Origin of the sequence: Curtobacterium sp. NPDC092190, assembly GCF_044755625.1 — a bacterium.
Classification (GTDB): Bacteria; Actinomycetota; Actinomycetes; order Actinomycetales; family Microbacteriaceae; genus Curtobacterium.
This window is the reverse complement of the sequence record NZ_JBIVRJ010000003.1, coordinates 351225-376068: the sequence shown is the minus strand read 5'-3', so window position 1 is coordinate 376068 and position 24844 is coordinate 351225. Positions and strand designations below refer to the sequence as shown.

The following is a 24844-nucleotide window of genomic DNA, read 5'->3' as shown; positions in this document are numbered from 1 at the left end:
GGATGGAGCGCGTCCGTGCCCGGGGTGCGTGGGGCTTCGCCGCCCCGGCGCTCCTGGTCGTCGCCGCGGTCACGATCTTCCCGGTGGTGTACTCGATCGTCCTGAGCTTCGCGGACGTCGAGATCGGCTACGACGGCTTCACGATCCAGGGCTTCGGCCTCGGCAACTACGCGGCCCTGCTGCAGAGCGCCGACTGGTACCGGGCGCTCGGCTTCACGGTGCTGTACACGGTCGTCACGGTGTCCGTGGAGCTCGTCCTCGGCATGCTCGTCGCCCTGGTGCTCGAACGGCTCGGGGCCACCCGCGGCTGGATGCTCGCGCTGCTCCTCGTGCCGTGGTCGCTCGTGACGATCGTCAACGCACAGCTGTGGAAGTACATCTACGACTCGACGTACGGCGTCGCGACGTGGTTCTTCGGGCTGTTCGGTGACGCCCCGGTGATCCTCGGCGAACCGGTCCCCGCGATCACGGGTCTGATGGTCGCGGACATCTGGAAGACCACGCCGTTCGTGGCGATCATCCTGCTCGCGGGCCTCGTCCAGATCTCGGAGGACCTCTACGAGGCCGCCGAGCTCGACGGGGCGAACGGGTGGCAGACGTTCTGGCGCGTCGTCGTCCCGCAGCTGGCTCCGACCCTGACGATCGCGGTCCTGTTCCGCGTGCTGCAGGCGTTCGGCGTCTTCGACCTGCCGTTCGTGCTGACGAACGGCGGACCGGGCACCACCACCCAGTCGCTCGCGATCATGGGCTACAAGGTGCTCTTCCAGGACATCAACATCGGACCGGGCGCAGCGATCGCGACCAGCACCGCGGTCATCGTGGCCGTCGGGTGCCTGCTCTTCCTGCGGGCGTTCCGGAACCAGGCGAAGGGAGGGGATGCCTGATGCCCCGTCAACGTGTCCGCAAGGGCTGGCGGAAGTGGGTCAACACCGTCAACGTCAGCGGTGTCGTCATCGCCGTGCTCACCGCGCTGCCGCTCTACTGGCTCGTCTCCACGTCGCTCAAGCCGTCGTCGGAGATCGCGCAGTCGCCGCCGACCGTCGTGCCGCGGTCGCTCACGTTCGACAACTTCGTCGTGGCCTTCCGCGACAACGCCCTCGGCCAGTACATGGTCAACAGCATCGTGGTGTCGGTGGCCACCACCGTGGTCGTGCTGGCACTGTCGTTCCTCGCCGGCTACGCCCTCGCCGGGCGGTGGATCAAGGGCCGGACGGCGATCATGACCTCGCTGCTCATGCTGTCGGTCTTCCCGGCGATCGCGGTCCTGACGCCGCTGTACCTGCTCGAGCGGAACCTCGGGCTGCTCAACTCGTACCCGGGCCTGATCGTGCCGTACGTCGCCTTCAACCTGCCGTTCGCCATCTGGATCATGCGCAACTACCTGCAGGGGATCCCCTCCACCATCGAGGAGGCCTCCGAGATCGACGGCGCCGGCGCCTGGCGCACCGTACTGTCGGTGATCCTGCCGATGGCGAAGCCCGGACTGTTCACCGTCGGCGTCTTCACGTTCACGGCGTCGTGGAGCGAGTTCCTCATGGCGCTCACCTTCAACAGCGAGAACTCGTTCCGGACCATCCCGGTCGGCATCGCCCTGTTCGGGACCCAGTTCACCGTGCCGTTCGCGCAGATCTTCGCGGCGAGCGTCGCCGCGACGATCCCGATCGTCATCCTCGTGCTGGTGTTCCGCCGCTCGATCGTCTCCGGGCTCACCAGCGGAGCGGTCAAGGGGTGACGTCCGCAGCATCGGTGACCGCAGACCGTTCGTCGGTCCCGTGACGGACGGGAGGCCCGTGGCGATCCCGCCACGGGCCTCCCGTCCGTCACCCGGCCGGTGCGCGCTCGTCGCGGCCCGGACGGTGCCGTGCCGTCAGCGACGTCGGTCGCGGGCGGTGTCGGTGAAGAAGTCGGCGTACAGGCCGTTCACGTCCTGCAGCTCGCCGTACTTCCACCGCTTGCGCATCCGGCGGAACGTCTCGATGCGCACCGGGTCGATGCCCGGCTCGGACTGGTACGAACCCATGGTTCCTCCCCGTTTCCCTGATCCACCCCCGTGTGGGGGTACCCAGTGGCGACGGTACGGGCACGGCGGCTCCGCGTCCGGCAAGATAGGTCGGGAAGTTACCTAACTGCGCTTGTTGGACAAACGTTCGAGCAGGGTCCTCGGCCGCCCGTAGCCTGCCGTCAGGGGGTCGGAGCGCCGTACTCGAGCGCCTCGATCACACGATCGATCACGCGGACGTACCGCGAGGTCTCGCGCTCGGAGAAGGAGGACAGGAGCTCGTGCAGGTGCTCGTTCGTGCTGTCCATCGCCGCGGCGTAGGCGCGCTGTGTCTCCGGCGTCAGCTCGATGAACCGGCTGCGGCCGTCCTCCGGGTTCGGCACGCGGCACAGGTGCCCGGCGCGTTCGAGCCGGTCGACCGTCCCGGTGACCGCCGGGCCCGTCAGGCCGAGGTGCGACACGAGGTCCTTCACCCGGACCGTCCGGTCGGCCGCAGCGGCGCGGGCGACGAACTGCAGGACCGTGAGGTCCGAGCCGGAGACGGAGAGGCGTTCGCGCAGTCGGCCGCGGAGGGCACCCATCGCGGCCTCGAGCCGGGTGATCGCCGCCGTCAGGTCGATCTCACTCACGTGATCGCCCCCTCCGTGCGCATCGGTCGTGCGCGACACTACGCGGCACCCACCCCAGAACCGTATCCGGATAACGAGGAAGCATGCGCCATCTGGACAGATCCACGCCGACGGACCTGCCGTGGCTGACCCGTTGATCGAGGCGTTCGGCGCCGAGGAGACCATCGCACCGGTGCGGTTCGAGGTGTCCGGGACGCGCCCGGACACCGCCGTCCGCGACCTCGGCGGCATCTACGCGGGGGAGCGGTGGAGCGCCGTGCCGTCCCACGGGCGGTTCGACTACCGCTACACCGCGATCGGGGACAGCGAGGTCACCATCCGGCGCTCCCAGATGCACGGCGAGATCCGGGGCTGGATGCCCGTCGGCTCGGTCGACTACGTCGTCACGTGGATCAGCGCCGGCACGGGTGAGCTCGAGATGCGCGGTGAGCGCTGGCCCATGCTGCACGACACCCCGGTGATGTTCCCCGCCGACGAGGAGTTCGGCTTCGTCACCGCCGACTACGACCAGCGACTGGTGCACTTCGACCGCGAGTTCGTCCGACGTGTCGCCACGGCGCGGGCGGACGTCGCCGACCGGCCGATGCGGTTCGACGCGCGACGTGGTGCCGACGAGTCGATCGAGCACCGCTGGCAGGGTGCCCTGACGGCGTTGTCCCGGGCGCTGCGCGTCGGCGGACCGGACTCGGACGCGTGGCAGGACGCGAAGGTCACCGCTGCCGAGGTCTTCCTCGACATGTTCCCGCCGCAGAGCGACGACCTGCCCGATGTGCTGGAGCAGCCGCGGAACGCCCGGCTCCGGGCCGCCGTGGAGTACATCCACGCGCACGCCGCCGAACCGGTGTCGATCGTCGACCTGTCCGAGGCCGCGGGGCTGAGCGTGCGGTCCGTCCAGGAGTCCTTCCGGCGGGTCTTCGACGTCTCCCCGCTGACCTACCTGCGCCACGTGCGGCTCGACCGCGTGCACGAGGAGCTCCTTGAGGCAGGACCGCAGGCCGGTGCCGTCGGGGACATCGCGCGCCGGTGGGGCTTCGCGCACCTCGGGCGGTTCTCGGCGTCCTACGCCGAGCGCTTCGGCGAGTACCCGAAGCAGACGCTGCGGCGCTGAGCGCTGAGCGGCGGGTCGCGCGGCGACGGCGCCAGCGTCGCGCCGGCCGGCGCGACGTGCTCGCGCACAACCAGGAGCACGTCGCGCCACGGAACGTCGTGGCGCGACATGCCTTCGGTTGTGCCGCAGGCGCCGTGGCCGCAGGCGCCGCGGCCGCGGGCGCCGCGAAGCTCCGCGCCGCGGGAGCGACACGCTTCCGTCTCCCGACCGCGGCGCACTGTCGCTTCCGCGGACGACTCGCCGCCGCGCAGCAGGCGAGCACCGCCGGACGGGAGGCGCGGTGCCAGGTCGCTGCGTGCCTCCCGTCCGTCGACCGGTCGCGACGGCTGAGCGGGTACGACACGCCGCGGGCGTGCGTCGGGCGGGTGCGATCGGTCGTCAGCAGCGCCGAGCGTGACGGATGTGGCCCGCTCGCCGTACCGACGGGAGACGCGGTGCCGGCTGCGCGCCGCGCAGCGGCCGCGCGCCTCAGGCGTGCGCCGGCGCCGTGCTGCTCCGGACGCGCAGCGTCGAGCGCAGACGCACGTGGTCGCTCGTGGGCTCGCCGCGGAGCATGGCAAGGAGCATCGCGACCGCGCTCGCGCCGAGTTCGGCGAGCGGCTGGGCCACGGTGGTGAGCGGCGGGGTCGTGGTCGATGCCTGCGGGACGTCGTCGAACCCGACGACCGACAGGTCCTCGGGCACGCGCAGCCCCAGCGACGCCGCGGCGTGCAGCACGCCGATGGCCGACGAGTCGTTCGCGGCGAACACCGCCGTCGGCCGGTCGGGCAGCGTGAGGAGCTCGTGCGCGACGGCTGCCGAGCGCTCCTCCTGGTAGTCACCGGCGCGCACGAGTCGCTCGTCGACCGCGATGCCGGCGGCGGCGAGGGCGTCCCGGTAGCCGGTCTCGCGGAGCTGCGACGACGCCAGGTCACTGCGCCCCTGCACGTGGGCGATGCGGCTGTGCCCGAGCTCGAGCAGGTGGTCCACGGCGTCCCGGGCCCCGGCGACGTTGTCGGTGTCGACGGTCGCGTGGCCCTCCGGCCCGGTGTGCGGGTCGATCGCCACGACGGGGATCGACGCTCCCGACAGGGCGGCGGAGGGGGTCACGACGATGGCGCCGTCGATGAGCGTTCCGGACAGGCGTGAGAGCGAGCGGCGTTCCCACCCGGGCTGCCCCGTGCCGGCCTCGAGTCCGGCGTAGGCGAGCAGCTCGTAGCCGGTCCCCGTGGTCGCCGCCGAGACGCCGCGCAGGAGCTCGGTCGAGAACGGCTCGAACTCGGGGACCAGGATGCCGATGACGTTGGTGCGGGAGCTCCGCAGGCTGCGCGCGACGAGGGACGTCTCGTAGCCCAGGCGCTCGACCACCTCCTGGACGCGGAGCATGGTCGCGGGCGCCACGCCGTCGCGGTTGTTGACCACCTTCGACACGGTCGGGATCGAGACGCCGGCGGCACGCGCGACGTCCGCGATCGTGACCCGCCCCGGTCCGGGCGTGTGGTCGACGGCGGTCTGCATGTGCTCACCGTACCGCCGCAACAGCGTTCCGCCAGCGGACACATCACGGTTAGAAAACGTTATCGATAACGATTGACAAGGCCGTGGAGCAGCTGGCACGCTCTCCGCAGCGGCATCGACTGCCGCGAACGTCAACGACGACACCGAGGAGTTCCACGATGACGAGGAAGATCCGTGCCGCGGCAGCCATCGCGCTGGTCGGGGCCACCGCTCTCACGCTGGCGGGTTGTTCCGCCGGCGGCAGCGACCCGTCGGAGGACGGCGGCAAGGTCACGATGACCTTCTGGCACAACTCGACCACCGGTCCGGGCAAGGCCTACTGGGACAGCACCGTCAAGGCGTTCGAGGAGAAGTACCCGAACGTCACCATCAAGACCCAGGCGATCCAGAACGAGGACCTGGACGGCAAGCTCCAGACCGCGCTCAACTCCGGTGACGGTCCGGACGTCTTCCTGCAGCGCGGCGGCGGCAAGATGGACGCGATGATCGCGGCCGGTCAGCTCATGGACATCTCCGACTCGATCAGCGACGACGCGAAGCAGTCGATCAGCAAGGGCACCTTCGCCGGGTACGAGAAGGACGGGAAGACCTACGCCATGCCGGGCGCCGTGCTCCCCGAGGGCATCTGGTACTCGAAGGACCTGTTCGAGCAGGCCGGCATCGACGGCACCCCGACCACGATGGACGAGCTGAACGAGGACATCGCCAAGCTCAAGGCCAAGGACATCGACCCGGTGGCCGTCGGCGCGAAGGACGCCTGGCCCGCCGCGCACTGGTACTACAACTTCGCGCTCCGCGAGTGCAGCGAGAAGACGCTGAACGACGCGGCGAAGACGCTCGAGTTCGACGACGCGTGCTGGACCAAGGCCGGCCAGCAGCTCGAGGACTTCACCGCGACGAAGCCCTTCAACCAGGGCTTCCTCACCACCGCCGCGCAGCAGGGCGCCGGTAGCTCGGCCGGACTCCTGGCGAACCACAAGGCCGCGATGGAGCTCATGGGCGCCTGGGACCCGGGCGTGATCGCCTCGCTGACCCCCGACGCGAAGCCGCTCGGCGACCTCGGGTGGTTCCCGTTCCCCGCGGTGGACGGCGGCAAGGGTGACCCGAAGTCGATGATGGGTGGTGTCGACGGCAACTCCTGCTCGGCACAGGCCCCGAAGAAGGCCTGCACGGACTTCCTCAACTTCATCGTGCAGAAGGACAACCAGGAGGCGTACTACAAGGCCTTCAACGCGATCCCCGTCAACAAGGACGCGCAGTCCGTCGTGTCCGAGCCCTACCTGAAGACGGCCCTCGCCGCCTACCAGGAGGCCCCGTTCGTCTCGCAGTACCTCGACACCCTGTACGGCCAGAACGTCGGCAACGCGCTGAACACCAGCGTCGTCGACCTGCTCGCCGGCAAGGGCAGCGCGAAGGACATCGTCGAGACCACCAACCAGGCCGCGGCCAAGGGCTGATCATGGCGCTCGACACCTCCCTCGGCACGACCCCGGCGAAGGCGTCGGGCACGGCTCCCGGGACGTCCCCGGCGGGGAGCGGTTCGCCGCTCCCCGCCCGGCGGACCGCCCAGCGCGTCGCCGACTGGCGCAAACGCGTCGAGATCGCGGTCCTCGCCGGACCCGCGGTCATCGTCTTCGTGACGTTCGTCATCCTGCCGGTGGCGCTCGCCGCGTACTACGGCTTCTACAAGTGGCAGGGCTACGGCCCGCCGACGAACTTCGTCGGGCTGCAGAACTACCTGATCATCTTCCAGGACAAGGCGTTCCAGTCGGTCCTGCTGCACAACGGCTTCATCGTCGTGATGTCGCTCGTGCTCCAGGGCCCGATCGCCATCGTCCTCGCCCTGCTGCTCAACCAGAAGATGCGCGGCCGCGGACTCGTCCGCGTGCTCGTCTTCGTGCCCTACGTGATCTCCGAGGTCATCGTCGGCACCGGCTGGAGCCTCATGCTGCAGTCCAACGGCGCCGTGAACGACCTGATGCAGGGCATCGGGCTCGGCGGACTCCGTCAGGACTGGCTGTCCAACCCGGACATCGCCATCTGGAGCCTCCTCGCGATCATCTCGTGGAAGTACATCGGCTTCGCGGTGATCCTGTTCCTGGCCGGTCTGCAGAGCATCCCCGAGGAGCTCTTCGAGGCCGCGGCGATCGACGGTGCGAGCTACTGGCAGATCCAGCGCCGCATCACCCTGCCGCTGCTCGGCCCCACCATCCGCATCTGGGCGTTCCTGTCGATCATCGGCTCGCTCCAGCTGTTCGACCTCGTCTACATCATCTGGGGCCAGTACATCTCGTCGACCGCAGGGACCTCGACCATGGCGACGTACATGGTCGCGAACGGCCGGACCTCGGGCAACTACGGCTTCGGCAGCGCCGTCGCGGTGGTCATGTTCCTGATCTCGCTCGCCGTCGCCCTGGTCTACCAGCACTTCGTGCTCCGTCGGGACACCGCCGGCGCCATCACCGAGAGGAAGCACTGATGGCCGTCACCAGCGCCACCACCAACCTCGTCGCCCCTGGCCGTCGCGGTGCCCGGGCACGCAAGTCCGGCGCAGCACTCGGCCAGGCGAGCCCGCTGACCTACGTCGTCGCGATCCTGTTCGTCGCCGCCAACCTCGCCCCGGTGCTCTACATCGTGCTGGGCGGGTTCCGGACGAACTCGCAGATCACGACGAGCCCGGCCGGTCTGCCGGCACCGTTCCAGTTCGGCAACTACGGATCGGTCCTGTCGAGCGGGATCTTCTGGCAGCAGCTCGGCAACTCGACGATCAGCGCGGTCACCACGACGCTCGGCGTCGTCGTGCTCGGGCTCATGGTCAGCTTCGTGCTCGCCCGCTACTCCTTCCGGGGTCGCGGTGCGGTGTACGCGCTGTTCGCCGCGGGCCTGATGTTCCCGATCACGGTCGCGATCACACCGCTCTACCTGCTCGTGAAGGACCTCGGTCTCACGAACAGCCTGGCGGGCGTGATCCTGCCGCAGATCGCCTTCGCCCTGCCGACGACGGTCATCATCCTGGTGCCGTTCCTGCGGGCGATCCCGGACGAGCTCGAGGAGGCCGCGTCGATCGACGGGGCCAGCCGCCTCGGCTTCTTCTTCCGGATGATCGTCCCGCTGTCCCTGCCCGGTGTGGTGACCGTCGGCATCCTGGCGTTCATCGGCAGCTGGAACAGCTACATCCTGCCGCTGTTCATCCTCAACAACGAGGCCGCCTACACGCTGCCGCTCGGCGTCCAGGCGTTCTCGTCGCAGTACTCCGTCGACACGGCGAAGGTGCTCGCCTTCACGTCGATGTCGATGATCCCCGCGCTGGTGTTCTTCACGATCTTCCAGAAGCGCATCGTCGGCGGTCTGACCGGGGCGGTGAAGGGGTGACCACGCTCGACCACACGGTCACCACCGACGGCACCACCGACGGCCAGGCGGCACGCGGCACGTCCGCACCGCGGCCCGCCGCCACCCGTGACGGACGGGAGGGACGTGGCGACGCCGCCACGGGCCTCCCGTCCGACCCGGGGCACGTCACGGACGCGACCGCGTCCGACCGCGTCACCACGCTGCTGGCCGCGATGACCCTCGAGGAGAAGACCGCGCAGCTGGTCGGCTACTGGCTCGACCAGAACGGCGTCGTCGCCCCGATGCAGGGCGAGATGGCCGCGGCCCAGCAGGGCACGACGCTCACCGACGTCACCCGGCACGGCCTCGGCCAGTACACCCGCGTGTACGGCACCCGTCCCGTCGAGCCCGACGAGCGCGCCGCCTGGCTGTGGGCGGAGCAGCGTCGGCTGAAGCGCGAGACCCGCCTCGGCATCCCGGCGCTCGTGCACGAGGAGTGCCTGACCGGGCTCGCGGCGTGGAAGGCCGCGACGTTCCCGACACCGCTGGCGTGGGGTGCGTCGTTCGACCCGGAGCTCGTCGAGCACGTCGGCGCCGTGATCGGCCGCTCGATGCGCGAGCTCGGCGTCCACCAGGGCCTCGCGCCCGTGCTCGACGTCGTCCGCGACCCCCGCTGGGGACGGGTCGACGAGTGCATCGGCGAGGACCCGTACCTCGTCGGCACCGTCGGTACCGCGTACGTCCGCGGTGTGCAGAGCGCCGGCGTCGACGCCACGCTCAAGCACTTCCTCGGCTACTCGGCCTCGCGCGCCGGCCGCAACCACGCCCCGGTCCACGCCGGACCGCGCGAGGTCGCCGACGTGTTCCTGCCGCCGTTCGAGATGGCCCTCGTCGACGGCGGCGCGCGGAGCGTCATGAACTCGTACGCCGAGGTCGACGGCGTCCCCGTCGCCGCCGACCCCGCGCTGCTCACCGACCTGCTGCGCGACCGGCTCGGGTTCGACGGCACGGTCGTGGCCGACTACTTCTCCGTCGCGTTCCTCGAGGTCATGCACGGCGTCGCCCGTGACCGCGGCGAGGCCGCTGCGACGGCGCTCGCCGCCGGCATCGACGTCGAGCTGCCGACCGGTGACGCCTACCTGGCGCCGCTGGTCGAGCGGGTGCGCAGCGGACTCGTCGACGAGGCCCTCGTCGACCGCGCCGTGCTGCGCGTGCTCCGGCAGAAGGAGCGGCTCGGCCTGCTCGACCCGGACGTCTTCGAGGACGAACCGCCCACCGGCGTCGACCTCGACTCGCCGGAGCACCGGGCGCTCGCGCGGCGGCTCGCGGCGGAGTCGCTCGTGCTGCTGTCGAACGACGGCGTGCTGCCGCTCGACGGTGGCGCCGCAGCCCCCGTCTCCCCGACCCCGGGCGCCGACCTGCAGGGCCCGGTCGCGGTGATCGGCCCGAACGCCCACCGCGCCGAGGCCCTGCAGGGCTGCTACTCCTTCGCGAACCACGTGCTGGCCACGCACCCCGGGCTGGAGGCCGGTTTCGCGATCCCGACCGTGCTCGAGGCGCTGCAGGACGCGCTCGGGTCCGACAGGGTCCGGTACGCCCGCGGTGCCGAGGTCGAGGGCGAGGACCGCGCCGGGTTCGCCGAGGCGGTGGCGGTCGCGCGGGAGTCCTCGGTGGCGGTCGTCGTCGTCGGCGACCAGGCCGGCCTGTTCGGTCGTGGCACGGTCGGCGAGGGCAACGACTCCGAGTCGCTCGACCTGCCGGGCGTGCAGCGCGAGCTCGTCGAGGCCGTCGTCGCCACCGGCACGCCGACCGTCGTCGTGCTGCTGACCGGTCGTCCGTACGCGATCGGCTGGGCACTCGACGGCGACCAACCGAAGCCCGCGGCGGTCGTCCAGGCGTTCTTCCCCGGCGAGGAGGGCGGCACCGCGATCGCCGACCTGCTCACCGGTGCCGCGGCACCGTCCGGCCGCCTGCCCGTCTCGCTGCCGCGGTCGGCCGGCGCGCAGCCGTACTCGTACCTGCACCCTCGTCTCGGCGGACCGTCCGACGTCACCGCGACGGACTCCACGCCGGTCCGACCGTTCGGCTACGGCCTGACCTGGACGTCCTTCGCGTACGAGGACCTGACGGTGGACGGGACCGCGTCCACGGACGGAGCGCTCACCGCGTCGGTCACCGTGCGGAACACCGGCGACCGGGACGGCGTCGAGGTCGTCCAGCTCTACGGGCACGACCCGCACGCGTCGATCACGCGCCCGGTCGCGCAGCTGCTCGGTTACGCCCGGGTCGCGGTCGCGGCGGGGGAGTGCGTCACGGTGCGGTTCGACGTGCCGGTGCAGCGGTTCGCCTTCACCGACCGCGCGATGCGGAAGGTGGTCGAGCCGGGGGACGTCGAGGTGTGGGTCGCGTCCGACGCGGCGGCGTCGCGGCCGGGAGGCCCGGTGGAGACGGGCGGGATCGTCGCGTCCGGGGACGGACCGGTCCGGCACGAGTTCCCCCGGTCGGCGACGGACCGTGCGGTCGTGCGCCTGACCGGTGCCGTGCACGAGGTCACGCTGGCCGACCGGCGCACCGTGACCTGGACGACCGTCTGAGCTGCCGACGCCGCCGTGGAGTGTCCGGATCAGGGACCCCGCGGCGGCGTCCGCGTGCGTTCCGACGTCCGGCCGGTAGCGTGGAACGAGTCTTCCACGGGGACCGCGTCACGGTGCGCCACCACGCACCGCGGCCCCGGTGGACCAGGAGGAGGACGACACCCGTGAGCACCGACGACCAGGCACGCGTGCGCAGCGCGCTCGTGGCGGCACTCGACGTCGTCGACGCGCCACCGTCGGAGCGCTTCGAGCGCATCGTCCGGGTCGCGCGCGAGGTCTTCGACGTGCCGCTGTCGTACGTCAACGTGCTCGACGACGACCTGCTGCACACCCTCACCCCGAACGTGCCCGACGAGATCGTCTCCGGACCGGTCGGGTGGTCCTTCTGCCAGCTGACGGTGCAGCACACGGAGCCGACCGTCGTGCCGGACACCACGGCCGACCCCCGGACCGCCGACCTGCCGGGCGTGACACGGCGCGGCATCCGGTTCTACGCGGGCGTCCCGCTCACGATCGCGGGTGGGGAGCCCGTCGGGACGCTCTGCCTGATGGACACGCGACCGCGGGCGTTCTCGCCGCAGGACACCGCCGCGCTCATCGACCTCGGACACTGGGCCGAGCGCGCGCTCGCCCAGGGGCTGCACCACGACCGCCTGCTCGAGGTCGCAGGCGCACTCGCGCCGAGCGCCGTCGCGCCCGACGGCTACCGGATCGCCGGCACCACGGTGCCCTACGGCGACCTCAGCGGCGACCTGCACGACTGGTCGGTCGTCGACGGCGACCTCGTGCTGACGCTCGCCGACGTCATGGGCAAGGAGCAGCCGGCCGCGCTGCTCGCGGCGGGGATCCGGGCCGCCCTCCGGCAGCACCGCACCGTCGCGCCCGTGGCCGCCGTCGCCGCCGTCGAACCCGCCCTCGCCGAGGACCTCGGACGCGCGAGCGCCTTCGCCACACTGTTCCACGCCCGGCTCGACCCGGTCAGCGGCGTGGTCGACGTGGTGGACGCGGGCCACGGGCTGGCGGTGCACGTGCCGGCGGCGGGGACGCCTCGGGTGCTCCGGTCCCACGGGCTGCCGCTGGGGTTGCACGCCGAGGGTGCGCGGCGCAGGGCGTCGACCACGGTCCTGGAGCCCGGGGACGCCCTCGTCGTGGTGAGCGACGGGGCGCTCGACCTGGGTGACGGGACGATCGACACCCTGCTGGACCTCGCGCGGACCCTGCGCGCCGCGTCGAGCGTCGAGGCCTTCCTCGAGACGGTGCGGCTGCGTGCGGCCGAGCGGGCCGAGGACGACGTGACGGTCGTCGTCCTCGGCCGGGCCTGACCGCGCGCAGCGGCCTCCGGCTCAGGCAGCCATCGGGCCGTAGCGGCGGTGCCCCTTGACGTCGTAGCGATCGAGCATCATCACCTTGTCCCAGGCGGCGACGAAGTCCCGCACGAACCGCTCCTGCCCGTCGCTGCCGGCGTAGACGTCGACGATCGAACGGAGCTGCGCATTCGACCCGAACACCAGGTCGTCCCGCGACGCGGTCCACCGCTCCTCGCCCGTGCGCTGGACGGTGCCGGTGAAGGTCGACTCGTGCTCGTCCGTCCTCGTCCACACCAGGTCGGTGTCGGTGAGGTTGACGAAGAAGTCCGTCGTCAGCGTGCCGACGCGGTCGGTCAGGACGCCCGTCGACGAGCCGTCCCAGTTCGCGCCGAGCACCCGGAGGCCGCCGGTCAGCACCGTCCACTCCGGGGCCGTGAGCGTCATGAGGTTCGCGCGGTCCAGGAACACCGCCTCCGGAGCGACACCGGGGGCGAAGTCCGCGAAGCGCTCGGACACGTGGTTCCGGAACCCGTCGGCGACGGGGCGCAGCCACTCGAACATCTCGACGTCGGTCTGCTCCTGGGAGGCGTCCACACGGCCGGGCGTGAACGGCACGGTGACCTCGACACCCGCGGCGCGTGCGGCGTCCTCCACCCCGACGCAACCGGCGAGCACGACCAGGTCGGCGAGCGAGACGTGCTTCCCGTCCTGCTCGAAGGCGGCCTTGACGCTGCGGAGGGTCTCGACGACCGGGACCGTCCGCCGGTTGATCGGCCAGTCCTTCTGCGGGGCGAGCGCGATCCGCCCGCCGTTGGCACCGCCGCGCTTGTCACTGTCCCGGTAGGTCGACGCGGCGGAGTACGCGGTGACGACCAGGTCGGAGACCGAGGTGCCGGTCGACCGGATCGCCGCTCGGAGCGTCTCGACGTCCGCGTCGCTCAGGGGCTCGCCGACCGGGTCGGGCAGCGGGTCCTGCCACAGCAGGTCGTCCGAGATCGTCGTCTCCGGACCGAGGTAACGGTGCTTCGGCCCCATGTCGCGGTGCGTCAGCTTGTACCAGGCCTTCGAGAAGGCCGTGGTGAACAGGTCGAAGTCGGCGAGGAAGCGCTCGCACACCTCGCGGTAGGCCGGGTCGACCTTCAGCGCGATGTCCGAGGTCATCATCATGAGCGCGTGTGTCTCGCCGGGCACGTGGGCGTCCGGGGTGCGCGGGGCGTCGGGTTCCGCCGGGGTCCACTGCAGGGCGCCCGCCGGGCTCGTCGTCTGCTCCCACTCGTGGCCGAACAGGTTCTCCAGGTAGCTGTTGTCCCAGCGGGTCGGGTCCTGGGTCCAGCTGCCCTCGATGCCGTTCGTCATCGTGTCCTTGCCGTTGCCGGCACCCTTCGGGTTGTGCCACCCGAGCCCCATCGCCTCGACCGGCGCGATCTCCGGGGGCGGACCGATCTCGGCCGCGGGGACCTGGCCGTGGCTCTTGCCGAACGCGTGGCCGCCGGCGATCAGGGCGACCGTCTCCTCGTCGTTCATGGCCATCCGGCTGAAGGTGATGCGGATGTCCCGCGCCGAGCCCATCGGGTCGCCGTTCGCGTACGGTCCCTCGGGGTTCACGTAGATGAGCGCCTGGTGCGAGGCAGCGAGCGGGCTCTGCAGGTCGTAGTCCGCGTCGCCGTTCTCGCCGTGCCACCGCTCGTCGCGCTGGACCATGTCGTCCTGGCTCTCGACGTGGTGCGGGTCCCGGACCTCCGGGCCCCACCAGGTGCCCTCGTCCGGCTCCCACGCGTCGAGTCGACCGCCGCCGAAGCCGTACGTCGGCAGACCCATGAGCTCGAGCGAGCAGTTCCCCGTGAGGACCATCAGGTCGGCCCACGAGAGCGCGTTGCCGTACTTGTGCTTGATCGGCTGGAGCAGACGTCGCGACTTGTCGGTGTTCCCGTTGTCCCACCAGCTGCTGATCGGGGCGAAGCGCTGCATCGCGGTGCCCGCTCCGCCGCGACCGTCCGCGATCCGGTAGGTCCCCGCGGCGTGCCAGGCCATCCGGATCATCTGCGGGCCGTAGTTGCCGTAGTCCGCGGGCCACCAGTCGACCGAGGTCGTGAGCAGCTGCGTGATGTCGCGCTTGAGCTCGTCGAGGTCGATCGTCGCGAAGGCCGCCGCGTAGTCGAAGTCCGCACCGAGCGGGTCGGCGTCGACGCCGTTGCGGTGCAGCAGCTCGACACGGAGCCGCTGCGGGTACCAGCCCTCGAGCGACGACGGTGCCTGACCGAACGTCCCGCCCAGGTGGTCACCACCGGCGGGCAGGGACCCGGCCATGTGGAAGCTGCAGGTGTCGGTGCCGTCGGCGTCCCGGCCGTGGGAACCGTGGAAGGACGCGCCCTGCGGGGTCGCGGTGTCGTGCTGCCCGCTGTCGTCGGTGCCGTGCGTGCCGGTCGTGCTGTCGTTGCTCAACGCTGCTCCTGTTCGATGACTGTCCGCGGAACGCGGGGGACGCCCGTCACGCTCCGCCCCGAGGCTGTGAGGACGGCGGGAGCAGTGCGCATCCCGCCGGTGGGTCCGGTCAGCCCTTCCAGACGGACACGGCGCCGGCGTGACCGATCACGACGACCTCGACGAGCGAGCCGATGCCGGCGGCGACGAGCAGCACGGGGCCGACGATCCCCACCGCTCGTGCCAGCCCGGCGTCCGCGACCCGCGGGGCGGCGAAGCGGTGCCAGCCCCACCACAGCGTCAGCAGCACGAACACCGCGATCGACCACGGCAGCAGTCCGTCGGCGAGCTCGGTGTGCCGTTCGAGCAGCGCGGTCTCACGCTCGCGGTGTTCGAGCCACTCGCCGGACGAGGTTGCGAGCGGCACCGAGACCAGCGCCACCAGGCCGATGACCGGCGCGCCGACCGCGAGCCACCGTCGGGCTGCCGGCCAGGCCGCCGTCACGATCGTGGTGAGGGCCGCGACGGGCACCGAGACCGTGGTCAGGTGCACGAGGAGCGGGTGCAGGGGGATGCCGTCGAACTGCCAGTCCATCGTGGCCTTCCGGATCGCGCGTCGGTGGTTCCGACGACCTGCGATCAGCCAAGCGGACCGACCGGTACCGCGCTCGCCCGGCAGGCCGGTCGACGCACTCCGCGATCACTCGAGACCTCACACGGAGCGGCCGGAGCGCCACACCGGGACGACCCCGTCAGGGGCGGTGTTCGTACCGACCCGGCGGTGGGTCGAGCGGCAGCTGTCGCGGCGACTGGCCGCCGTTCCTCGCAGCGCCCACGGCCGTGACGGAGCGGGTCACGATGCTCACCGCGGTCGCGAACCACCCGCGCTTCCGCGGATGCTCGAACGCGTCGTCACCCCACGGTCGGTCGTCGTCCGAGTGCCCCATGACGCCCCTCCCGGTGTCGGTCCTCTTGAGGCTACACGGCCGCGGACCGCACCGGGAGGTCCGGGATCCGCCCTCGCTCCGGGAACCCCGGGGGAGCGTGGGTACCGTGGCACTCCTCACACCGTGAAGGAGCACGCCATGTCGGACGCACACGACCCCCGCGACACCACCAACGACCCCGAGGGCACCGAGAAGGCCGACGGCCTCGGCGAGGACGGCACGATCCCCGCGCACCCCGAGGGGGTCGCCGCCGGCTTCGCCGGGGACGACTCGCACTTCAACCCCGAAGAGGACGACGAGACGGCGGAGTAGCCGACCCGAGCACGAGACGCACGGGAGGCCCGTGGCGACGCCGCCACGGGCCTCCCGTTGCGTCTCCGGTCGCCGCGTCGCCTGCGGGACCGGGCCGCGGATCGGTACCGTGTCGGGCATGGCCCGCTTCACACCCCCCGCTGCCGACGCGATGCGTGCGGCCCTGCTCGCCGCCGCCCGCGACGAGTTCGCTGCGCACGGGCTGGGCGGGGCGCGGATCGAGCGCCTCGCCGCCGACGCCGGGAGCAACAAGGCGCAGGTGTTCCACTACTTCGGGGGCAAGGACGGCCTGTTCGACGCGCTGCTGACGAGCGAGCTGACGGCCGTGCACGATGCCGCGCCGCTCGACACGGCCGACCTGGCGGCGTGGGCCGGACGCCTGCACGACGTCCTGGTCGAGCGTCCCTGGGTGCAGCGTCTCGCCACCTGGCACCGGCTCGAGCGGCCGGAGACACCGATCGAGGCGCTCGCCGAGCAGTACGCCGACGCCGTCGCCGAGGTCGAGCGGGCACAGCGCGCCGGTGTGCTCCCGCGGCGCTTCCGCCCCGCGGTGCTCTACGGGCTCGTCGTCCAGCTCGCGGAGGTCTGGTCGACGCTCCGGCCCGAGGCGTCCGCTCCGGTCGCCGCGGTCGTGCCGCAGCGCCGCCGTCAGGTCGTCGTGGACGCCGTCGGAGCGCTGCTCGGCGACTGACCGGTGTCCCGTCGGGCCCTGCGGTGCAACGTGTCCGAGGGGCGCTCGCCGAAGGCGCCGGCGTAGGTCCCCGCGAACCGGCCGAGGTGTGCGAACCCCCACGCCTGCGCCACCTCGGAGACCGTGGTGGTGGTCGGGTCCCCGGCCTCGAGCGCGGCACGGACCCGGTGCAGTCGCACGTCGCGCAGGAACTGCATCGGGCTCGCGGCTCCGACGCGGTGGAACGCCGCCTGCAGTCCTCGGGCGCTGAGCCCGGTGGCGCGACAGACGTCGGCAGTGGTGAGCGGGCGGTGCGCGTTCGCGGCGATCCACTCCTGCGCGACCCGCACCGATCCCCGTCCTGCGGCCGTGACGCCGGACGCAGCGGTCACGTCGAACGCCCCGATGACGGCCTCGGCGACGCGACGGTGCTGCACCGAGCGGACGACGGGGTCGGCACCCGGGTCCCACAGGGTCGTGGCGGCGCCCGCGATGGTCCGGCGCAGTGCGGGGAGCGCGTCCGGGTCGGCCTCCGCGCGCAGGTCCAGCGGGCCGGGGAGGTCACCGCGGACCGCAGCCGAGACGGACTCGAGGAAGGCGCCGTCGAAGCGGATCACGTGCTGGACCGCGGGGGCGGCGTCGAAGGCGAACGGGCGTCCTGCCGGGTACATCACGGGGACGTTGGGCCGCATGGTGATCCGGTCACGGCGGTCGGTGTCGAGGACCATGCCCGGCCCGGTCGCCCACGCCAGGGTGTACTGGCCCCCCGGGTTGATCGTGCCCCAGCGGTGCGCCGCGACCGCTGACGTCGCGGTGGTCACCTGGTCGTCGCCGACCGCGCGGTACCGGTAGGAGAACCCCTCGGACAGCGCCTGTCCGATGTTGATGTCGTGACTGCTGTAGACGCCCTCGAACAGCTCCACGGCGTCGTCGACCGCTGCGCCGTGCTGTTCGGTGGCGGTGGGGGTGCGGAGATCGGTTCGCATGCGCGGACCAGTCTGCGCCTCCTCGCCGAGGATCAGCGGTGCGGTGCGCGTCGCGGCGTTCCGGCGCCGACTCCGACGTCGACGATCGGAAAGTGTTGCATTCTGCGACTGGTCAACCGAGGTGCTGCGAGAGGAACGCCGCCTGCCGCTCCCAGTGCCGGTGGCCGCCGCCCTCGTGGCCGTTGTAGGGGTAGACCTCGATGTGCTTGTCGGTCGACGCGAGCGCGTTGTACGCAGCGAAGGTCGTGCGCGGCGGGACCACGTCGTCCATGAGGGCGACCGAGAACAGCGCCGGGGCCGTGATGCCTGCGGCCAGGTTCACGCCGTCGAAGTACGCCGCGGTGTCCCAGACGGTGTCGACCGCGTCCCGGTGCACGGCGAGGTACTGGGCGAGCTCGAGGTAGGGGCCGCCGGTCGCGACGTCGGTGCCGTGCTCCCAGTCGGACAGGAACGCGACGTCGGGCAGCACGGCGACGAGTGGCGCGCTGTGTGCCTCGACCAGGGCGGCCGCCGCGATCGCGATGCCCCCGCCCTGGCTGCCGCCGGTCAGCGCGATGCGGTCACGGTCGACTCCCGGCAGTGTCCGCACGGCGTCGACGAGTCGGACGGCGTCCGTGTAGACCCGCCGGTAGTAGTGCTCGGCGGGCGAGGTGATGCCGCTCGCCATCCACCCGCCACCGTTCGGGCCGGACCCGTGCGGGTCGGGGGTGTCGCCGCCGGTTCCCCAGCCGCTGCCCTGCCCGCGGGTGTCCATCACGACGTGCACGTACCCGGCGAGCGCCCACGCGACCCGCTCGCCGGGCAGCCCGCGACCACCGCCGTAGCCGATGAACTCGACCACGGCGGGCAGGTCGCCCGTCGAGCCCGCCGGCCGCGAGACCCAGGCGCGGACGGAGTCGCCGCCGAAGCCCGGGAACGTCAGGTCCTGCACGTCGAGCGCGGTGACCGGCGTGGTGGCGGGGACGAGCACGGGCTCGGTCCCGGCGCCGGCCGCCCGGGCCTCGGCGATCGTGTCCGTCCAGAAGGCCTCGAGGTCGTCGGGCCGCCGCACGGACGGGCGGTACGCGCGGAGCTGGTCGAGGGGCATGTCGGTGAGCGGCATGGGGTCCTTCCGGCAGAGGTGATGTGGGCTGTTCCGCGTGCGGGATGTCGAACCGCTCGTAGGGTGCCGGTTCTTCCTGCACCCTACGAGCGATTCGTCTTCCTCCGAGCGGTTCGTCCTACTGGCGCGCGGCGGCGCGGTACTGCTCGAGCACCTCGGGGTGCGGGTCCGCGGGCACCACCGTCGCGGCGACCTCCCACGACGGGAGGCTCCCGGTCAGCACCCACGCGGCCTGTCGAGCGGCGCCCGAGGCGACGTACTCGCCCGGTTCCGGGATCGACACGTCGCGGCCGAACACCTGCGCGGCGACGGCCCGGACGGCCTCGTTCCGTGCAGCGCCGCCGATCAGCAGCAGCCGCGACACCTGCACCCCGGTGGCCTCGACCGCGGCGAGGCCGTCGGCCAGGGCGCAGAGCATGCCCTCGACTGCGGCGCGGGCGAGGTGCGCCCGGTCGGTCGTCGCGGGCGTCATGCCCACGAGCGAGGCGGTGGCGTCCGGTCGGTTCGGCGTGCGCTCGCCGACGAAGTACGGCACGAGCACGAGCCCGTCCGCCCCTGCCGGCGCCTGCAGCGCCAGCTCGCCGAGCTCGCCGTGGTCGACGGAGAGGAGTCCGCCGATCACCTCGAGCACGCGGGCCGCGTTGAGCGTGGTGACGATCGGGAGGCGCGACCCGGTCCCGTCGGCGAAGCCCGCCACGGTCCCGCTCGGGTCCGTCACCTCGGTGTCGGTGACGCCGAAGACGGTCCCGCTGGTCCCGAGGGACACCGCGACGTCACCCGGGCCGAGCCCGAGGCCGAGCGCTGCCCCGGCGTTGTCGCCGAGTCCCGGGCCGACGACGAGCCCCGCGCGGGCGACGGCGCCGCCCGGCAGCTCCACGTCGGACGCCAGGGTGCCCATCGCCTCGTCGGGCGCCACGACCCGCGGGACCACGACCGGGCTGTCGCCGCCGTGGTGCGGTCCGGCAGCGACCCGCGAAGGACGTCCGAGCGCCTGTTCGAACAGCTCCGCGTCGTACTCCCGGCGCACCGGGTCCCAGTAACCGGTGCCGCTGGCGTCCGAACCGTCGGTCGCCAGCGCGTCGAGGTCCGGCCCGAGCGGGCTCTCGTCGGCGGGGCCGTACCCGCGCAGCCGCCACGACAGCCAGTCGTGGGGGAGCGCGACGGCGGCGACGCGCGCCGCGTTGTCGGGCTCCGCGTCGCGGAGCCACCGCAGCTTGGTGCCGGTGAACGACGCCACCGGGACCAGACCCGTGCGGGTGACCCATGCCTCCCGGCCGAGCTCCTCGACCATCTGCGCGGCCGCGTCGGCGCTGCGGACGTCGTTCCACAGGAGTGCGTCGCGGACCACGCGGCCGTCGGCGTCGAGCGCGACCATGCCGTGCTGCTGCCCGGCGACCGCGACGGCGGCGACGTCGTCGAACCCGCCGGCGTCCGCGATCGCGGTGCCGAGCGCGTCCCACCAGCGGCGGGGGTCGACGGACGTGCCGTCCGGGTGGGTCGCACGACCCTCCCGGACGACCGCACCGGTGCCCGCGTCACGGATGGTGACCTTGCACGACTGGGTCGACGAGTCGACCCCGGCGACGAGCTGCTGGCTCAACGAGCGCCCATGAGGTGCTCGATCGCCAGCTGCTGCAGGCGCACGAAGCCGAAGCCCTTGCCGCCGAAGTACGCGTCGGCGTCGAAGTCCTCGTACGCCGAACGGTCGGCGAGGAAGTCGTCGTACGACTCGCCGCTGTTCAGCGTGGGCGTCGAGAGCTCGTCGACCTTGGCTGCGGACAGGGCCTCCTGCACCTCGGGGTCGGCGCGGAACGCCTGGGCGCGCTCCTTGAGGAGCAGGTACATGCGCATGTTCGCCTGCGCCGAGTCCCAGACGCCGGTGATGTCCTCGGTGCGGCTCGGCTTGTAGTCGAAGTGGCGGGGGCCGTCGTACGCCTGGCCGCCCTGCGGGGCACCGTGCTCGAGCAGGTCGACGAGCGAGAAGGCGTTCTGCAGGTCGCCGTGGCCGAACACCAGGTCCTGGTCGTACTTGATGCCGCGCTGACCGTTGAGGTCGATGTGGAAGAGCTTGCCCTGGTAGAGCGCCTGGGCGATGCCGGCCGTGAAGTTCAGGCCCGCCATCTGCTCGTGACCGACCTCGGGGTTGATGCCGAAGAGCTCCGGACGCTCGAGCGTCTCGGTGAAGGCGATCGCGTGACCGAGGGTCGGCAGCAGGATGTCGCCACGGGGCTCGTTCGGCTTCGGCTCGATGGCGAAGCGGATGTCGTAGCCCTTGTCGGTGACGTACTGGGCGAGCAGGTTCACGGCCTCGCGGTAGCGCTCGAGGGCGGCCTGCACGTCCTTGGCGGAGTCGTACTCCGAGCCCTCGCGGCCACCCCACATGACGAACGTCTTCGCGCCGAGCTCGGCGGCCAGGTCGAGGTTGCGGAGCACCTTGCGGAGGGCGAAGCGACGGACGTTCCGGTCGTTCGAGGTGAAGCCGCCGTCCTTGAAGACGGGCGCGGAGAACAGGTTCGTCGTGACCATCGGCACGATGATGCCGGTGGAGTCGAGCGCGCCCTTGAGGCGGTCGATCTGTGCCTGGCGCTCGGCGTCGGTCGAGCCGAACGCGAACAGGTCGTCGTCGTGGAAGGTCAGGCCGTAGGCACCGAGCTCGTCGAGCTTCTCGACCGCCTCGACCACGTCCAGCGCGGGACGGGTCGGGCCGCCGAACGGGTCGGAGCCGTTGTAGCCGATGGTCCAGAGACCGAAGGAGAACTTGTCGTCGCGGGTGGGCGTCGTTGCCATGGTGGATCACCGTTCGTCGTCGAAACAAAATGTTGCCGCGCCCAACATAAGGGGTAGGGTGGATCCTGGCAACACCGGATCGCAAAGGAGCGAGTGGATGGCACAGGACGGACACGGACCGGGACGACTGCGCGTCGCCATGGTCGGGCACGGCTTCATGGGAGCGGCGCACTCCCAGGCGTGGCGGACCGCACCGCGGTTCTTCGACCTCGGCGTCGAGCCCGAGATGGCCGTGGTGGTCGGCCGTGACGCCGAGCGCACCGAGGCAGCGCGCGTGCAGTACGGCTGGCAGGCCGCGTCGACGGACTGGCGGCAGGTCGTGGCGGACCCCGACATCGACCTCGTCGACATCGTGTCGCCCGGTTCCTCGCACGTCGAGGTCGCGATCGCCGCGCTCGAGGCCGGCAAGCACGTCCTCTGCGAGAAGCCCCTCGCCAACACGGTCGAGGAGGCCGAGGCGATGACCGCCGCTGCGGAGGCCGCCGCCGAGCGCGGCGTCCGCGCGATGGTCGGCTTCAGCTACCGCCGCGTCCCTGCGATCGCGTTCGCCCGGCAGCTGGTGGCGGACGGGAGGATCGGCACGGTCCGCCAGGTCCGCGCGCTCTACCTGCAGGACTGGTTGTCCGACGAGGACGGCCCGATGACGTGGCGCCTCGACAAGGCGCTCGCCGGCTCGGGCTCGCTCGGCGACATCGGTGCGCACGCGATCGACCTCGTCGAGCACGTCACGGGCGCACACCTGTCGACCGTGTCCGGCACGCTCGAGACCTTCGTGCACGAACGTCCGCTGATGGCCGAAGGGGTCGGGCTCTCCGGCACCGCGTCGAGCGAGCGCGGACAGGTCACCGTCGACGACGCCGCGTTCTTCCTCGGTCGGCTCACCGGCGGCACTGCCGAGGGTGCGATCGGCACCTTCGAGGCCACGCGCTACGCGACCGGGCGGAAGAACGGCCTGACGCTCGAGGTCAGCGGGTCCGAGGGCGCGATCCAGTTCGACCTCGAGTCCATGAACGAGCTGCGCCTGTACGAGTCGTCGGCGCCCGCGGGGGAGCAGGGCTTCCGTCGCATCCTCGTCACCGAGCCGGAGCACGAGTACATGGCCGCGTGGTGGCCGACCGGGCACCTCATCGGCTACGAGCACACCTTCAGCCACCAGGTCGCCGACCTCGTGCGGGCGATCGTCGCGGGCACCGACCCCTCGCCGTCGTTCGCCGACGGCCTGCACGTGCAGCGCGTCCTCGACGCGGTCGAGCGCAGCGCGTCCGACGGCAGCGCCTGGACGGCGATCTGATGGCCGACACGATGAACGACACGACGAAGCGAGCGCTGGTCGTCCGTGGCGGGTGGGACGGGCACATGCCCGTCGAGACCACCGACCTGTTCGTCCCCTTCCTGCGCGACAACGGCTTCGACGTCCGCGTGTCGGACTCGACGGCCGTGTACGCCGACGAGTCCGTGATGGCGGACGTCGACCTGATCGTCCAGGTCGTCACGATGTCGACGATCGCCGACGACGAGTTCGCGGGACTGCAGCAGGCGGTGCTCGGCGGCGCCGGGCTCGCCGGGTGGCACGGCGGGATCGCGGACGCCTTCCGGAACACCGCCGACTACCTGCACATGGTCGGCGGGCAGTTCGCGCACCACGCGGGCAAGCACCCGTCCGAGCGCACCGGCGAGCAGTCCGACAACTACATCCCGTACACGGTGCACATCACCGAGGCCGGGCACGAGCACCCGATCACGCAGGGCATCGAGGACTTCGACCTCGTGACCGAGCAGTACTGGGTGCTCTCCGACGAGTACAACGACGTGCTGGCGACGACGACGCAGGAGGCCCGGGACTTCGACGCCTGGAACCGTCCGGTCACCGCGCCGGCGATCTGGACCCGGCAGTGGGGGCAGGGACGCGTGTTCGTCTCGGCACCCGGGCACCGGCTCGAGGTCGTCGAGTCGCAGCCGCTCCGCACGATCATCGAGAGGGGACTCCTGTGGGCAGCCCGATGAAGGTCGGTGTCGTCGGGGTCGGCGTCATCAGCCAGCAGTACTTCGAGCACTTCCCGGCACTGCCCGGGCTCGAGCTCACCGCCGTCGCGGACATCGACGTGGCCCGGGCACGGTCGGTGGGCGAGACGCAGGGCGTCCGCGGTTCCTCGGTCGACGAGCTGATCGCCGCGGACGACGTCGACGTCGTGCTCAACCTGACGATCCCGGCGGCCCACGCCGAGATCGCCACGCGGGCGCTCGAGGCCGGCAAGCACGTGTACGGCGAGAAGCCGCTGGCGATGTCGACGGCCGAGGCGCGCCCCGTGCTCGACCTCGCCCGTCGCTCGGGCCTGCGGGTGGGCAGCGCGCCGGACACCGTGCTCGGCACCGGGATCCAGACGGCGCGGCAGGCGCTCGACAGCGGCGCGATCGGCACCCCGGTCGGCGCCGCCGTGTCGTGGTCGGCGCCCGGGCACGAGCTCTGGCACCCGGCGCCGGCGTTCTACTACCAGCCCGGCGGCGGCCCGCTGCTCGACATGGGGCCGTACTACCTGACGAGCCTCGTGTCGTTCTTCGGCCCGGTCGTCCGGGTCAGCGGAGCCTCGACCCGGTCGGACCGCGAGCGCACCATCGCGACCGGCCCCGCGGCCGGCACCCCGCTCCGGGTCGACATCGACACGCACGTCGTCGCCGTCCTCGAGCACGCGGACGGCGTCGTCTCGACCGTCACGGTGTCGTTCGAGGTCTGGGCCACCAGGGCGCCGCTGTTCGAGGTGTTCGGCACCGCGGGCACCCTCGGCGTCCCCGACCCGAACCGGTTCTCCGACACCGTGTCGATCGCCGACGCAGCCACCCGCGAGTGGCGGGACCTGCCGACGAGCGCCGGGTACGCCGACGCCGGACGCGGCTACGGCCTGGCCGACATGGCGCACGCGATCGCGACGGATCGCCCGCACCGCGCGTCCGGCGACCTCGCGTTCCACGTGCTCGAGGTGATGGAGGCGGTCTCCACCGCGGCCCGCGAGCACACCGTGGTCGAGGTCCGGTCGCGCGTCGACCGCCCCGACACCGTGCCGGCCGGTGCCACCCCCGGGTCCTGGTGAGCCAGACTCGGCAGCAGCAGCAGCAGCAGCAGCAGCAGCAGCACGACGCGACACGACACGACACGA

Annotated in this window: 22 protein-coding genes; 13 read left to right on the top strand and 9 right to left on the bottom strand. The window is 71.9% G+C overall.

Translation table 11 applies throughout. The features are described from left to right. Positions 1-2: 2 nt before the first annotated feature. Together ACIQFY_RS09615 and ACIQFY_RS09610 are read left to right on the top strand one after the other, a co-directional pair. Entirely contained in the window at positions 3-884 is an 882-nt protein-coding gene (locus ACIQFY_RS09615) for a sugar ABC transporter permease (protein WP_326495621.1), read from the top strand. Next, positions 884-1732: a carbohydrate ABC transporter permease gene (locus ACIQFY_RS09610; protein ID WP_126892586.1), complete on the top strand. Its 849-nt coding sequence runs from the start codon at positions 884-886 to the stop codon at positions 1730-1732. Before ACIQFY_RS09615 ends, ACIQFY_RS09610 begins: the two co-directional genes overlap by 1 nt. A 135-nt stretch (positions 1733-1867) precedes the next feature. Here ACIQFY_RS09610 and ACIQFY_RS09605 read toward each other — a convergent pair whose 3' ends face one another. Beyond that, on the bottom strand, positions 1868-2020 hold the full coding sequence (locus tag ACIQFY_RS09605; protein WP_175415895.1) for a hypothetical protein: 153 nt from the start codon (positions 2018-2020) through the stop codon (positions 1868-1870). Positions 2021-2181: 161 nt separating this feature from the next. Beyond that, the gene (locus ACIQFY_RS09600; protein WP_326495622.1) at positions 2182-2628 is read right to left on the bottom strand and encodes a MarR family transcriptional regulator; all 447 of its coding nucleotides are present in this window, start codon (positions 2626-2628) and stop codon (positions 2182-2184) included. A gap of 121 nt (positions 2629-2749) precedes the next feature. On the opposite strand from ACIQFY_RS09600, the gene ACIQFY_RS09595 reads away from it, so the two are divergent. Beyond that, the gene (locus ACIQFY_RS09595; protein WP_400339637.1) at positions 2750-3736 is read left to right on the top strand and encodes a helix-turn-helix domain-containing protein; all 987 of its coding nucleotides are present in this window, start codon (positions 2750-2752) and stop codon (positions 3734-3736) included. Between the two features lie 468 nt (positions 3737-4204). On the opposite strand, the gene ACIQFY_RS09590 is transcribed toward ACIQFY_RS09595, so the two are convergent. Further along, on the bottom strand, positions 4205-5233 hold the full coding sequence (locus ACIQFY_RS09590; RefSeq protein WP_326495624.1) for a LacI family DNA-binding transcriptional regulator: 1029 nt from the start codon (positions 5231-5233) through the stop codon (positions 4205-4207). Between the two features lie 158 nt (positions 5234-5391). Between ACIQFY_RS09590 and ACIQFY_RS09585 the strand changes: the two genes are divergently transcribed. The 5 genes from ACIQFY_RS09585 (at position 5392) to ACIQFY_RS09565 (ending at position 12482) form a co-directional block, all read left to right on the top strand. Next, entirely contained in the window at positions 5392-6690 is a 1299-nt protein-coding gene (locus ACIQFY_RS09585; RefSeq protein WP_271826203.1) for an ABC transporter substrate-binding protein, read from the top strand. 2 nt (positions 6691-6692) lie between these two features. Next, positions 6693-7712: a carbohydrate ABC transporter permease gene (locus tag ACIQFY_RS09580; RefSeq protein WP_058728968.1), complete on the top strand. Its 1020-nt coding sequence runs from the start codon at positions 6693-6695 to the stop codon at positions 7710-7712. Continuing rightward, positions 7712-8605 (top strand): carbohydrate ABC transporter permease, encoded by an 894-nt coding sequence (locus tag ACIQFY_RS09575; RefSeq protein WP_066652437.1) that lies wholly within the window; start codon positions 7712-7714, stop codon positions 8603-8605. The genes ACIQFY_RS09580 and ACIQFY_RS09575 overlap by 1 nt, the downstream gene beginning before the upstream one ends. 182 nt (positions 8606-8787) lie before the next feature. After that, the gene (locus ACIQFY_RS09570) at positions 8788-11160 is read left to right on the top strand and encodes a glycoside hydrolase family 3 N-terminal domain-containing protein (protein ID WP_400339922.1); all 2373 of its coding nucleotides are present in this window, start codon (positions 8788-8790) and stop codon (positions 11158-11160) included. Positions 11161-11324: 164 nt separating this feature from the next. Beyond that, positions 11325-12482: a GAF domain-containing SpoIIE family protein phosphatase gene (locus ACIQFY_RS09565; protein ID WP_326495626.1), complete on the top strand. Its 1158-nt coding sequence runs from the start codon at positions 11325-11327 to the stop codon at positions 12480-12482. A gap of 21 nt (positions 12483-12503) precedes the next feature. On the opposite strand, the gene katG is transcribed toward ACIQFY_RS09565, so the two are convergent. Both katG and ACIQFY_RS09555 read right to left on the bottom strand, forming a co-directional pair. Continuing rightward, on the bottom strand, positions 12504-14909 hold the full coding sequence (gene katG / locus ACIQFY_RS09560; protein ID WP_400339632.1) for a catalase/peroxidase HPI: 2406 nt from the start codon (positions 14907-14909) through the stop codon (positions 12504-12506). Between the two features lie 109 nt (positions 14910-15018). Next, positions 15019-15483 carry a DUF2231 domain-containing protein gene (locus ACIQFY_RS09555; RefSeq protein WP_400339630.1) on the bottom strand — a complete coding sequence of 155 codons (465 nt, stop codon included), beginning with the start codon at positions 15481-15483 and terminating at the stop codon, positions 15019-15021. A 490-nt stretch (positions 15484-15973) separates the two neighbouring features. Here ACIQFY_RS09555 and ACIQFY_RS09550 point away from each other — a divergent pair, with 490 nt between their 5' ends. Next, the gene (locus tag ACIQFY_RS09550) at positions 15974-16147 is read left to right on the top strand and encodes a hypothetical protein (protein ID WP_200884131.1); all 174 of its coding nucleotides are present in this window, start codon (positions 15974-15976) and stop codon (positions 16145-16147) included. A 118-nt stretch (positions 16148-16265) separates the two neighbouring features. Further along, complete coding sequence (locus tag ACIQFY_RS09545; protein WP_326495629.1) at positions 16266-16838, top strand: TetR family transcriptional regulator; 573 nt, start codon at positions 16266-16268, stop codon at positions 16836-16838. Here ACIQFY_RS09545 and ACIQFY_RS09540 read toward each other — a convergent pair. From ACIQFY_RS09540 to xylA, 4 genes are all read right to left on the bottom strand, one after another. Further along, complete coding sequence (locus ACIQFY_RS09540; RefSeq protein ID WP_326495630.1) at positions 16796-17803, bottom strand: helix-turn-helix domain-containing protein; 1008 nt, start codon at positions 17801-17803, stop codon at positions 16796-16798. The genes ACIQFY_RS09545 and ACIQFY_RS09540 overlap by 43 nt on opposite strands. Positions 17804-17915: 112 nt before the next feature. Beyond that, positions 17916-18905 (bottom strand): acetylxylan esterase, encoded by a 990-nt coding sequence (locus ACIQFY_RS09535; RefSeq protein WP_400339627.1) that lies wholly within the window; start codon positions 18903-18905, stop codon positions 17916-17918. A 118-nt stretch (positions 18906-19023) separates the two neighbouring features. Further along, a complete protein-coding gene (locus tag ACIQFY_RS09530; protein WP_326495632.1) occupies positions 19024-20505 on the bottom strand; it encodes an FGGY family carbohydrate kinase in 1482 nt (493 codons plus the stop codon). After that, the gene (xylA, locus tag ACIQFY_RS09525; protein WP_326495633.1) at positions 20502-21692 is read right to left on the bottom strand and encodes a xylose isomerase; all 1191 of its coding nucleotides are present in this window, start codon (positions 21690-21692) and stop codon (positions 20502-20504) included. Before xylA ends, ACIQFY_RS09530 begins: the two co-directional genes overlap by 4 nt. Positions 21693-21789: 97 nt before the next feature. Here xylA and ACIQFY_RS09520 point away from each other — a divergent pair, with 97 nt between their 5' ends. The 3 genes from ACIQFY_RS09520 to ACIQFY_RS09510 are packed head-to-tail and all read left to right on the top strand — an operon-like array spanning position 21790 to position 24778. Then, complete coding sequence (locus tag ACIQFY_RS09520) at positions 21790-22983, top strand: Gfo/Idh/MocA family protein (protein WP_400339623.1); 1194 nt, start codon at positions 21790-21792, stop codon at positions 22981-22983. Further along, positions 22983-23696: a ThuA domain-containing protein gene (locus tag ACIQFY_RS09515; RefSeq protein WP_235426490.1), complete on the top strand. Its 714-nt coding sequence runs from the start codon at positions 22983-22985 to the stop codon at positions 23694-23696. The genes ACIQFY_RS09520 and ACIQFY_RS09515 overlap by 1 nt, the downstream gene beginning before the upstream one ends. Continuing rightward, positions 23681-24778: a Gfo/Idh/MocA family protein gene (locus tag ACIQFY_RS09510; protein WP_251155295.1), complete on the top strand. Its 1098-nt coding sequence runs from the start codon at positions 23681-23683 to the stop codon at positions 24776-24778. The genes ACIQFY_RS09515 and ACIQFY_RS09510 overlap by 16 nt, the downstream gene beginning before the upstream one ends. The last annotated feature ends 66 nt before the right edge of the window (positions 24779-24844 follow it).